Below are 13,353 nucleotides of genomic sequence, written 5' to 3' on the forward strand. Positions count from 1 at the left end.
CTGCGGATACTGCCAGAAGTGACGGGATCGGCATATGGTTTTCATCTACTCCTCTGTCTGAAAGAACAAGGATATTTGCACCCTCGCGGAATGCTTTATCTACTTCTACGAAAAGACGGTCAATAGCTCTCTCAAGCTTGGTGCTCTTATAATATAAGGTAGAAACAACAGCTGTCTTGAAGCCCTCATGCTTGAAGCTCTTGATCTTCATCATGTCTGTATTTGTCAGGATCGGATTGTTGATTTTTAATACCTGACAGTTTTCCGGTTTCTGCTCCAGCAGGTTTCCGTCTTTACCTACATAAACACTTGTGCTGGTAACGATTTCCTCACGGATCGCATCGATCGGAGGGTTGGTAACCTGTGCGAAGAGCTGTTTAAAGTAGTCAAATAATGGTCTGTTCTGTTTTGAAAATACTGCAAGCGGGGTATCCACACCCATGGCACCGATGCTCTCTGCTCCGTTTAACGCCATGTTTCTGATGGAAGTACGGTACTGCTCATAAGTATAGCCGAATGCTTTCTGCAGACGTGCTCTCTGCTCAGGTGTATATTCTTCCGGTCTTTCGTTAGGAATCTTGATGTCTTTTAACTGTACCAGATGACTGTCCAGCCATTCACCGTATGGCTGCATTTTTGCATAGCCCTCTTTCAGTTCATTGTCATCGATCACTTTTCCCTTTACAGTATCTACAAGAAGCATTTTTCCGGGATGGAGACGCTCTTTTAATACGATCTTCTCTTCCGGAATTGGCAGAACACCTACTTCTGAGGAAAGGATCATATAGCCGTCAGAAGTAATATAATATCTGGATGGACGGAGACCATTTCTGTCAAGGACTGCACCCATAACATCACCATCAGAGAACAGGATAGATGCAGGTCCGTCCCATGGCTCCATCATAGTTGCATAGTACTGGTAGAAATCACGTTTTGCCTGGGAAATGGTGTCATTGTTTGCCCATGGTTCAGGGATTGTGATCATCACTGCAAGAGGCAGCTCCATGCCACTCATTACCAGGAATTCCAGTGTATTGTCAAGCATTGCAGAGTCGGAACCATTTCTGTTTACAACAGGAAGCACTTTATGAAGCTGTCCCTCCAGATATGGTGATTCCATATTTTCTTCTCTTGCAAGCATCTTATCTGCGTTGCCGCGGATGGTGTTGATTTCACCGTTGTGTACCATAAAGCGGTTGGGATGTGCTCTTTCCCAGCTTGGGTTTGTGTTGGTACTGAAACGGGAATGTACCATGGCGATAGCAGATTCATAATCCGGGCTCTGGAGGTCTTCGAAGAAAGTACGAAGCTGTCCAACCAGGAACATACCTTTGTAAACGATGGTACGGCTGCTCATGGAAACTACATAAGTATTATCATTACTCTGTTCAAACTCACGTCTTGCAATGTAGAGCATACGGTCAAATGGAAGACCTTTTTCCACATCTTCCGGCTTTTTGATAAATGCCTGCATAATACATGGCATACATTCTCTTGCCTTGTGTCCAAGCACTTCCGGGAATACCGGGACCTGACGCCAGCCAAGAAGTTCCAGGCCTTCTTTTTCAAGAATGATCTCAAACATCTTCTTTGCCTGTGCGCGTTTGATCTCGTGCTGCGGGAAGAAAAACTGTGCGATGCCATATTCTCTCTCATCGCCAATCTCAAATCCCTCTTTCTTACAGGCTTTCTTGAAAAATTTATGGGAAATCTGGAGAAGGATACCTACACCGTCACCGGTTTTGCCTTCTGCATCCTTACCTGCGCGGTGTTCCAGATGTTCTACGATCTTTAATGCATTTGCAACAGTATCGTGGGTTTTCTTGCCTTTGATATTGACAACTGCTCCGATACCACAGTTGTCATGCTCAAATTCAGACCGGTACAGACCTTGCTGTTGCTGCTGTTCTCTCACTTCTTTCATAATCTCCTCATCCTTTCTATTTTTTCTGCTGTTCTTCACTTATTAATATCAAGTACGCTCCAGCGTACTTGCTGCGAGCTGCGCGTCATGCTTTGCATGACATTTACCTCTGCGCAGTTCTGCAATCCGCCGGAGGCTTTCAAAAGTAATTAATTACTTTTGAAATCTACAGCCGCCTGAATAAATCCTCTGAATAAAGGATGTGCATGATTCGGGCGGGATTTGAATTCCGGATGGGCCTGGGTTCCTACATAGAACGGGTGCCCTGCGATCTCGATCATCTCTACGATATGATTATCAGGGGAAGTTCCTACGATATTCATTCCCTTCTCCTGAAGTTCTTTACGGAATGCATTGTTTACTTCATAACGATGTCTGTGGCGCTCATGGATTTCTTTTTTGCCAAAGAGTTCATAGGATCTGGAACCTTCTGCAAGAATACATGGATAACTTCCAAGTCTTAAGGTTCCACCGATATCTTCGATATCTTCCTGATCCGGCATTAATGCAATTACCGGATGCTTTGTCTCCGGATTCAGTTCAATACTGTTTGCATCTTCGTATCCAAGTACATGACGGGCGAATTCTACGATTGCCATCTGCATTCCCAGACAGATTCCAAGATATGGAATCTTATGTACTCTTGCATACTGTGCTGCCAGGATCATTCCTTCTGTACCTCTGTTTCCGAAACCACCCGGAACCAGAATACCATCTACATTGTGAAGCTGCTGATCCAGATTCTTCTCTGTCAGTTCTTCGGAATCGATCCAGTCAAGCTCTACCTTGGCTCTGCAGGAAATTCCGCCATGTTTCAGTGCCTCTACTACACTGAGATATGCATCATGAAGCTGTGTATATTTTCCTACAATTGCGATCTTTACTGTTTTATTCGGATTTCTCAGACTTTCTACCATTTCCTCCCAGTCACTTAAATCCGGTTTTCTGTTTTCCAGACGGAGACTTGAAAGAACTACATCTGCAAGCTTCTCTCTTTCCATTGCAAGAGGAGCTTCATATAAATATTCTACATCCAGGTTCTGAAGTACATGTGATACAGGTACATTGCAGAATAAAGCGATTTTTTCTCTGATGTCCTCTGTCAGTTCATGTTCACTTCTGCACACCAGTACATCCGGCTGGATTCCCATTCCCTGAAGTTCCTTTACGCTTGCCTGTGTAGGTTTGGTTTTCAGTTCTTCAGATGCTTTTAAATAAGGAATTAATGTTACGTGGATCAGGATTGCATTGTCATGTCCCACATTGAGCTGGAACTGACGGATTGCTTCCAGGAACGGCTGACTTTCAATATCACCGACTGTTCCTCCCACCTCGATAATGGCAATCTTGTTTTCCTCCGGTGATTTGGCGCGGTAGAAACGGCTCTTAATCTCATTTGTAATATGAGGAATTACCTGTACGGTACCCCCACCGAAATCCCCATGACGTTCCTTCTGAAGAACAGACCAGTAAACCTTACCGGTTGTCACATTGGAATTTTTATCAAGACTCTCATCAATGAATCTCTCATAATGTCCCAGATCCAGGTCTGTCTCTGTACCATCGTCTGTTACAAAAACTTCTCCATGCTGAATCGGGTTCATGGTTCCGGGGTCTATATTGATATAAGGATCAAACTTCTGCATGGTTACCTGGTATCCTCTCGCTTTCAGAAGACGCCCCAGAGATGCAGCTGTAATTCCTTTTCCGAGACCGGAAACAACTCCTCCTGTGACAAATACGTATTTCACTGCCATTTTGATTTCCTCCTCCATCATCCTTTGTTAATAAAAAAGCGTCAGATGCAGCTATCAGAGGGCACTTGACCCATCTGGTATTCTGCATCTGACGCCTTTGTCAGATCATCATATCTTCCATAATATATGTGTTCAATTGGCTTTCTTTAAAAATATGCTATACTATAAAACATTTTTTTTCGTTTGTCAATAATGAATTTTCTGTTTTTTAAACAAATCAAGTATATCTCAGGATTTTGGCGTATTCATGCCAAAACACCTCGCAGGATAGTGGAATATGAACAGTAACGCAAGTTCATTATACAGAAAAAACGAATCTGTAGAAATTCATCTTCCAGACCCGTCTTCTCTGCAATAATTATTCGGTTATAAAAATGTAAAATTTATGCAACTGCAAATTTCTTCAATGTACGATTAAATTCCTGACTCTCCCCGTGACAGTCTACTGTCAGTTCTCTGGTCAGATCCAGACTAAGTACACCAAGGATTGATTTGGCATCAATTAAAAATCTGTTGTAATAAACATCAATATCAAAATCACATCTGCTTGCAGCATTCACAAATTCCTGCACCTCTTCAGTTGCATTTAACTTGATTTTACTCTGTGACATCGTGATCACCCTTTCTGAAAACATTCTTTGTTTTTTTCTATCAGACGCCCATATTATGTTCCACATTTCAGAGTTTGTCAAGTTTTTAAATTTATCCAATTTTTATAAAGCGCAGGGGTTTTATTGTGTATTTTATTCGTTTATATACGTTTTCACAGCATTATTTTATACATTATATATAACTTCATTCTATATTGGTTTTACCATTATGTGAGATTGATTCCATATATCATCGACAGGTTTCTGCATTTTTTATGAATTTTTGCGGCTTAACACTTCACAATATCTGCAAACTCCGCATTTGTATAATCCGGAATCTCCATCGGATAATTTCCATCAAAGCATGCCTTACATAACGGCAGACCGCCCGCCATTCCTTCCAGATAATCTGTCTGCATATATCCGAGAGAATCTGCTCCGATCATTTTACAGATTTCCTCCGTGCTGTGGCTGGCTGCAATGAGCTGATCATTTGACGGCACATCCGTTCCGAAATAGCATGGATGTAAAAATGGCGGTGAACTGATACGTACGTGCACTTCCTTTGCTCCCGCCTCTTTTAACATGTGGATCAGGTTTGCAATGGTTGTTCCACGAACAATGGAATCATCCACCAGAACAATCCTCTTATCTTTTACAACAGATTCCAGCACACTCAGTTTCAGATGAACACTGGACTCACGCTCTTCCTGAGTCGGTTTGATAAATGTTCTTCCAATATAGCTGTTTTTATAGAACGCAAATGCAAACGGGATTCCTGATGCTTCGGAATATCCCTTTGCAGCAGGGAGTCCGGACTCCGGTACACCTGTTACAAGATCTGCCTCTACAGGATAAGACTTGGCAAGAGATTTACCGCCGCGGATTCTGGCATCATAGACCTTCACCCCATCAATGGTACTGTCAAGTCTTGCAAAATATATATACTCAAACACACAATGCGCGCGTTTTGCAGCAGCAGACGCAAGCTCTTTATTTGACTTCAGTCCGTCTTTTGTAATCGTAAGAATCTCACCCGGCTCAATGTCACGGATAAATTCCGCACTTACAGATGTCAGAGCACAGCTCTCAGAAGCAATAACATAAGCATTTCCTCTTTTACCGAGACACAATGGTTTCAGTCCATATGGGTCGCGGACTGCGATCAGTTTTCTCGGGCTCATAACTACCAGACCATATGCACCTTTGATCTTCTTTGCAGTCTTTAGCACTGCCTCTTCTACTGTTTTAGAATGCACACGTTCTCTTGCGATATGGAACGCAATAACCTCTGAATCTGTAGTTGTATGGAAAATCGCTCCATTCTGGATCAGTTCCCATTTCAGTTCCGGTGTATTAACCAGATTTCCGTTATGTGCAAGTGCAAGAGTTCCCTTTACATAAGACAAAACAAGGGGCTGTGCATTCTCTGCAACAGAAGCTCCTGTTGTGGAATATCTTACATGACCAATACCAATATCCCCCTCATATTTACGGACAACATCCTGTCTGAGAACTTCACTTACAAGTCCCAGATCCTTATGAAACTTCACATTTCCACGCTCTCCCTTAGTATCAGAAACTGCAAGTCCGCAGGATTCCTGTCCTCTGTGCTGCAGGGAAGTCAGTCCATAATATATGGACGGAACTACATTGCCGCCATCCAGATCATAAATCCCAAAGACGCCGCACTCTTCTTTTATTCCAGCCATCTGATTTCCTCCGATCGTATTCTCTTGTCTGACTTTAACTTTACTTTCAAAACCCGCCGGCATTGTTTTCTTATGTTTGGCAGGTTCCAAATTCAAATTATAATAATAGAAACAAATTTGTCAACCTATCCTTTTTTTGTCATATCTCAAAAATTTTTTCTGAATTTTTTCAAAAAAAGTGCTTGACATCTGTTTTCATTTCGTTTATAGTACAGCACATAAAGCAAAGGCGCTTTGGAAAGATCTACAGAGATCTCATCCAGGGCGCCTTTTTCGTTTTATAAAACTTTCGTTTCATAGAAAATGTTCGATGAGGAATTTTCTATGAGACGAAAACCGCAGACAGTCACAATAGTGATCTGCAGCGGCACTACACATATTCAGAAAATATTGCAAACCGAAAGGAGAGTACCTATATGGCACAGAATATCCCTGAACTGTATGGCAGCCTGGTCTTCAACGACAAAGTAATGAGAAGCAAACTGCCAAAAGACATGTACAAAGCATTAAAGAAAACAATCGAGAACGGTACACACCTTGAACTTGATGTTGCCAACTCCGTTGCTGTTGCAATGAAAGAATGGGCTACCGAGAACGGCGCCACTCATTATACTCACTGGTTCCAGCCAATGACAAACGTAACTGCAGAGAAACATGACAGCTTCATTTCTCCTACAGGAGATGGTCAGGTGATCATGGATTTCTCAGGTAAAGAACTTGTAAAAGGTGAGCCGGATGCTTCCAGTTTCCCGTCAGGCGGTCTTCGTGCCACATTCGAGGCAAGAGGATATACAGCATGGGATCCGACATCACCGGCATTCATCAAAGACGGAACTCTTTACATTCCTACAGCATTCTGCTCCTACAGCGGAGAAGCTCTTGATAAAAAGACTCCTCTCCTTCGTTCCATGCAGACACTTGATAAAGAAGCTACAAACCTTCTCCATATAATAGGAAATAAAGATGTCAAACACGTAAATACAACTGTAGGTCCTGAACAGGAATACTTCCTGGTAGACAAGGAATTATACAAGCAGAGAAAAGACCTTGTATTCTGCGGACGTACACTGATCGGCGCTCCTGCTCCTAAGGGCCAGGAAATGGAAGATCATTACTTCGGTGCTCTGAAACCTCGTGTCGCAGCTTATATGCATGACCTGGATGTAGAGCTCTGGAAACTTGGTATTCCTGCCAAAACAAAACATAACGAAGTTGCTCCTGCACAGCACGAGCTGGCTCCTGTATTCGATACAACAAACGTTGCGGTTGACCACAACCAGTTAACAATGGAAGTAATGAAGAAAGTTGCCGACAAGCACGGACTTGTATGCCTTCTTCACGAGAAACCATTTGAGGGAATCAACGGAAGTGGTAAACACAACAACTGGTCTATGATTACAGATACCGGTGTAAATATCCTTGATCCGGGAAAAACACCTGCTGAAAATACACAGTTCCTGATTTTCCTGACAGCTGTTATCAAAGCAGTTGATGAATACGCAGATGTACTTCGTATTTCTGTAGCAAGTGCAGGAAATGATCACCGTCTTGGTGCAAACGAGGCTCCGCCTGCTGTTGTATCCGTATTCCTCGGTGATGAACTGACAGAAGTATTAAAATCTATCGAAAATGACGAATATTTTGCAGGAAGCCGTGCAGTCCAGATGGATATCGGTGCAAAAGTACTTCCACATTTCGTAAAAGACAATACAGACAGAAACCGTACTTCACCATTCGCATTTACAGGGAACAAATTCGAATTCCGTATGCTTGGTTCCGAAGCTTCTGTTGCAAACCCGAACATTATCTTAAACACTGCTGTTGCTGAGTGTGTTCACCAGTTTGCAGAGCAGTTAAAGGATGTACCGGAAGACAAGATGGAGGATGCAATCCACGAACTGATCAAGAAGACAATTATTGATCATAAACGTGTTATCTTTAATGGAAACGGTTATACAGACGAATGGATCGAAGAAGCTGAAAAACGTGGTCTCTTTAACCTGAAATCTACACCGGATGCTCTTCCTCAGTGGATCGCAGACAAGAATATTGAACTCTTTACCAAATATCATATCTTCACAAAAGAAGAAATTGAATCCCGTTATGAGATCTGGCTGGAATCCTATTCCAAGATCCTTAACATTGAGTCCAATACTATGGTTGAAATGGTACAGAAGGATTTCCTTCCATCTGTATTCGCATATATCGACAAAGTTGCAGCTACTGCTGTTACTAAAAAATCAGTTGTTTCAGATGTCAGCACAGCTTCTGAAGGAAAACTGATCAAAGAGCTGTCACAGCTTGCTGATGAGATTTCCACAGGTCTCGAGACCTTAAAAGCAGATACTGCCAAAGCGCTTGCTACAGAAGATCCTCTGGCTAATGCAAAAGCATACCAGACAGTTGTTCTTTCTGATATGGATGAACTCAGAAAATCTGTAGACGCAGCAGAAACTCTGATCCCGGATGCACTGCTTCCATATCCTACATATGACAAGCTTCTGTTTTCCGTTTAACTAACAGGTAATAACAGGGGAATATCTTTATGAACTCTACTTCATAATTCATTATCGATTTCCTCATCCATTAATCACACGATATTTTGATGTTCCCCTGTTTTACATATAATTTTGATTTTAAGCTGTATTGCATACAGTCGCACGAAATGTCTTTTTTATTACATCAGCTATACAATACAGTATAAATATGGATTTTATATTCGCAAAAGCGCGATGAACTGGCTACATTTCCAGGCATTGCGCTTTTTGCATTTTATAAAATATGAGGAAATTTTTATGAGGGAGGAATATTATTATGGAATTTTCCGCAGTAAACACAATATGGGTGCTGGTCGGCGCCGCGCTGGTCTTCTTTATGCAGGCCGGATTTGCAATGGTAGAAACAGGCTTCACACGAGCTAAAAACGCAGGTAACATTATTATGAAAAACCTGATGGACTTCTGTATCGGAACCCCTGTCTTCTGGCTGGTTGGCTTTGGTCTGATGTTTGGTACAGGTAATGGATTTATCGGAAAGATCGGTGGTATTGCCACAGAGGCACACTATGGTTCAGGAATGCTTCCTGACGGAGTCCCTTTCTGGGCATTCTTAATCTTCCAGACAGTATTCTGTGCAACATCCGCAACAATTGTTTCCGGTGCAATGGCAGAACGTACCAAGTTCCTTTCCTATTGCGTCTACAGTCTTATGATCAGTCTTGTTGTTTATCCGGTATCCGGACACTGGATCTGGGGCGGCGGATTTATCAGCCAGATGGGCTTCCATGATTTCGCTGGTTCCTGTGCAGTACATATGGTAGGTGGTGTGGCAGCTCTGATCGGTGCCATCATCCTTGGACCTCGTATCGGCAAGTATACAAAAGACGGCAAATCAAAAGCTATCCCGGGACACAACCTTACAATTGGTGCTTTAGGTGTATTTATCCTCTGGTTCTGTTGGTTCGGATTTAACGGTGCTTCCACAGTAAGTATGGAAGGCGATGCAATCGTAAGTGCAGGTAAAATCTTCGTTACTACTAACCTTGCAGCAGCTGTTGCGACTGTAACTGTTATGATCATCACATGGGTACGTTACAAAAAACCGGATGTTTCCATGTCTCTGAACGGTTCTCTTGCAGGACTTGTAGCAATTACAGCAGGATGTGATACAGTTTCTCCTACATCTGCAGCGATCATCGGTGTTGCTTCCGGTTTTATCGTAGTATTTGGTATTGAATTTATTGATAAGGTTCTGAAAATCGATGACCCTGTTGGTGCTGTCGGTGTTCATGGTTTAAACGGTGCTTTCGGTACTCTTGCAGTTGGTCTTTTCTCCGATGGATCAGGCACAGACTGGAAAGGACTTCTTACAGGCGGCGGCTTCCACGGATTTGGTGTTCAGTTCACAGGTATGATCATCACAATCGCATGGGTTGTTGTTACTATGACAATTATCTTCCAGGTAATCAAACATACAATCGGACTTCGTGTTTCAGCTGAAGAAGAGATCACAGGTCTTGACTCCAAAGAACATGGTCTTGCAAGTGCTTATGACGGTTTCGCAATGTCTGGCGTTCCGACTCCTATGGGAACTTCCATAAAAGCTCCTGTTGTCACAGCCAGACCTTCTGCTCCTGCTGAATCAGTTCCTGAACTTCCGAAAGAAGGCGTTCATAAGCTTACAAAAGTTGTTATCATCACCCGTCAGAATAAGCTTGATGAATTTATGCAGGCAATGAACGAGATTGGTGTTACAGGTATCACTATTACAAACGTTCTCGGATGCGGTGTACAGAAAGGTGCTCCATCCTACTATCGTGGTGTTGAGATGGAAATGAATCTTCTTCCTAAGATCAAGATTGAGATTGTTGTCAGTCTCGTACCTGTACAGAAAGTTATTGAAACTGCCAAAGCAGTCCTTCATACAGGCCAGATCGGTGACGGTAAAGTATTTGTATATGATATTGAAAATGTTGTTAAAATCCGTACAGGCGAAGAAGGTTATCTTGCACTGCAGGACACAAAGTAAATTATTTATAAACAATAAACTACTATTTATAAAAGACATCAGCGAATTTATGCTGATGTCTTTTATTTTTAACTGAAAATATGATACTTGGCGGAGGCATTATAAGAAGTGGCGGTAACACCAAAACAATATATTCAAAAATTCCTCTATTCCCTCTCATACAGCTTTTCTGGTTCCATTCTACAGAATCCATTCCAAAAATACAATTATAACTTTATTATATGCTGATGCTATGTGATATACGCTTTTAAAAAGAATCTAAATTCTCTACTCTAATTTCTTGGCGTTAAACCTACATACATATCTTTGTACTGTTTTGCACTCTTTTCCCAGGAAACATCTTTATTCATATCGCGGATCACCATATCATCCCAGGATTTCCTGTTCTCGAAATAGAGCGTCTTTGCTCTGTTGATCGCGTCATAAAGCAGCCCGCTTTCATATCTGTCAAATGTAAAACCGTTTCCTGTATTTTCAAACATATTATAAGGCTGAACCGTATCTTTGAGTCCTCCGGTCTCTCTTACAATCGGAACTGCACCATATCTCATGGCTATAAGCTGTGTAAGTCCACATGGTTCAAATCTTGATGGAACCAGAAGTGCATCACATCCTGCATAAATATTATGAGCCACATTTTCATTGTAAGCAATATATGCACAGAAATTGCCTTTATATTTGTTTTCATAATAGCGGAATGTATTTTCATACTGAGAATCACCAGTACCAAGAACAACCACCTGCGTATGTTCATCCATAATTCCCGGGATTACGTCATTTACAAGATCAAGACCTTTCTGGTTGGTGAGACGTGAAATAAGTCCGATTACCATCTTATGCTCATCTACATCCAGCCCCAGAGATTCCTGAAGAGCTTTTTTATTAACCTTTTTATTCTTTATCGCTGACTTCTCATCATAATCAGCAGCTAACAGCTTATCAGTTGCAGGATTCCAGATATCCGTATCAATACCATTCACAATTCCCAAAATCTTATTGTTGTGATATCTTAAATGCTCTGCAAGTCCCTCTCCATATTCCTCTGTCTGAATCTCCCAGGCATAGGTGTTACTTACAGTTGTAACTTTATTGCTGTAAGCGATGCCACCCTTTAACATATTGGCATCCAACCAGTTCTGGATCATGCAGTCCTTATTAAATACATAATCAGGAAGTCCTGACCAGTATTGAATCTTTTTTCTGTCATAAATACCCTGGAACTTCAGATTATGTATTGTGAGTACTGAAATTGCACGTCCTACATCTGTATCCTGAAAACAGGTTCTCAGATAAAGTGGTACTAAAGCTGCCTGCCAGTCATGACAATGTACTACATCAGGAGTCCAGTTCAGATAATTAAGGGCAGCAAGGGCAGCTTTTGCAAAATAACAGAATTTCGGAATGTCATCTATGAGATTCGTATATGGATTTCCCCAGGAGAAGAACTCATCATTATCTATAAAATCATAGACAACCCCATCCTCCTGATATTCCATAATTCCCACATAATACTGCTTTCCATCAGAGCAGAGATTCATATCAAAGGAACCCCTGTATTCCATCTTTTCCTGAAATTTCTGAGGAATACATTTGTATCTTGGAATAATGACCTTAACATCAATGTTTAATTTTGCCAGACTCTTTGGCAGGGCAGACATTACATCTCCCAATCCGCCGGTCTTAACAAATGGATAACATTCTGATCCAATGAAGGCTACACTTCTTCGCGGTCCCAGATCAGGCTGTCTCGTTGGAATGTTCTGTTCATTCTGTTCAACAGATGGCTCCTGAACAATTACGGCTTGCTTAACAGAAACATTCTCTACTGTTGGAGCAACAGTCTTAACAGCTTTTTGAGGACTGTTTTTTGCACTGCTTTTTACGCTGTTTCTTTCATTGCTCTTTGTATTACTCTTTGCATTGCCTTTGGTACTGCTTTTGGTACTGCTTTTGGTACTGCTTTTGGTACTGCTTTTGGTACTGCTTGTTTGAACTGTTTTTTTTCTCATATCATTGATCTCCCTTTTGCATTTTACAAAGTCCGAAATTTATTATGCCTTAACTAAAATGTCCTCCGGTAAGTTCCTGATAAACATTCATTTTGCAGATATTTATCATTTCCTGTTAATTTCAATTATAACACAAAATGCGCAAAGTAACTATTATTATCTGAAATTCTTCCATCACTTAACTCTTACCTGAATGATACAAGCTGGTTTATTCCTTTTCATTATATCTGCCTCTTTTATTTTACAGATACACTACATAGAAAAAGGGATCTTCCACTCAGTCAATTTGAATAAAAAACATAATCTGTTTTTATTTCACGCATTCCATAATTATCATCTCACATCTGTCATATCCAAGCTGTGAGCTGTTCAGGCACAGTGTGTAATTGCTGACTTTTCCCCGGTTCTGATCTGTGTAAAAGTTATAATTTGTTCTTCGCCTTTTATCTGTGTCTGCCATCATTTTCACAGCTTCCTTCTCTTTTACATTGTATAAACCAGTGATACGCTTTATTTTTTCCGGCATGTCCCCATGAATAAATACATTCAGCACATCATCCCGGTCTTTCAGGATATAGTCTGCATTTCTTCCAATGATCACACAAGGCTCCTTCTCAGCCAATTCTAAAATAATATTTCTCTGTGCCTCATACACCATGTCCTCCACAGATTTTCCTGAATATATTCCGGTGATAAGCCGGACTTTTCTGCAATCTGACCAATGATATTTTTATCATAATAGGCAATTCCGAGTTTCTTTGCCACTTCTTCTCCGATAAAACGTCCACCGCTTCCAAATTCCCTGCTGATCGTAATAATTCTTTTTGCCATCTC

At 41.4% G+C, this 13,353-nt stretch carries 7 protein-coding genes and 1 pseudogene; 2 read left to right on the forward strand and 6 right to left on the reverse strand.

What is annotated here, in order from left to right; genetic code table 11:
- From ACTNES_RS10725 to purF, 4 genes are all read right to left on the reverse strand, one after another.
- On the reverse strand, nucleotides 1-1,924 hold a 1,924-nt coding region (locus ACTNES_RS10725; RefSeq protein ID WP_441039261.1), incomplete at its 3' end, for a glutamate synthase central domain-containing protein.
- A gap of 149 nt (nucleotides 1,925-2,073) precedes the next feature.
- Nucleotides 2,074-3,681, reverse strand: coding sequence for a CTP synthase (locus tag ACTNES_RS10730; RefSeq protein ID WP_291818144.1), 1,608 nt, complete (start codon nucleotides 3,679-3,681; stop codon nucleotides 2,074-2,076).
- Between the two features lie 383 nt (nucleotides 3,682-4,064).
- Nucleotides 4,065-4,292: an HPr family phosphocarrier protein gene (locus ACTNES_RS10735; RefSeq protein ID WP_216459220.1), complete on the reverse strand. Its 228-nt coding sequence runs from the start codon at nucleotides 4,290-4,292 to the stop codon at nucleotides 4,065-4,067.
- A 269-nt stretch (nucleotides 4,293-4,561) separates the two neighbouring features.
- Nucleotides 4,562-5,983, reverse strand: a complete 1,422-nt coding sequence (purF, locus tag ACTNES_RS10740) for an amidophosphoribosyltransferase (RefSeq protein WP_022381205.1) — start codon at nucleotides 5,981-5,983, stop codon at nucleotides 4,562-4,564.
- Between the two features lie 416 nt (nucleotides 5,984-6,399).
- Here purF and ACTNES_RS10745 point away from each other — a divergent pair, with 416 nt between their 5' ends.
- Nucleotides 6,400-8,499 (forward strand): glutamine synthetase III family protein, encoded by a 2,100-nt coding sequence (locus ACTNES_RS10745; RefSeq protein WP_291818151.1) that lies wholly within the window; start codon nucleotides 6,400-6,402, stop codon nucleotides 8,497-8,499.
- Nucleotides 8,500-8,797: 298 nt separating this feature from the next.
- Nucleotides 8,798-10,510, forward strand: a complete 1,713-nt coding sequence (locus tag ACTNES_RS10750; protein ID WP_441039262.1) for an ammonium transporter — start codon at nucleotides 8,798-8,800, stop codon at nucleotides 10,508-10,510.
- A 272-nt stretch (nucleotides 10,511-10,782) separates the two neighbouring features.
- Here the strand turns inward: ACTNES_RS10750 and ACTNES_RS10755 are convergent, their stop codons facing one another.
- The gene (locus ACTNES_RS10755) at nucleotides 10,783-12,519 is read right to left on the reverse strand and encodes a glycogen synthase (RefSeq protein ID WP_441039263.1); all 1,737 of its coding nucleotides are present in this window, start codon (nucleotides 12,517-12,519) and stop codon (nucleotides 10,783-10,785) included.
- 310 nt (nucleotides 12,520-12,829) lie between these two features.
- A pseudogene (locus tag ACTNES_RS10760) lies at nucleotides 12,830-13,350 on the reverse strand (AAA family ATPase).
- Nucleotides 13,351-13,353: the final 3 nt, after the last annotated feature.

Source organism: Blautia sp. HCP3S3_D9 (assembly GCF_052063845.1).
In the GTDB taxonomy this organism is placed as follows: Bacteria; Bacillota; Clostridia; order Lachnospirales; family Lachnospiraceae; genus Blautia_A.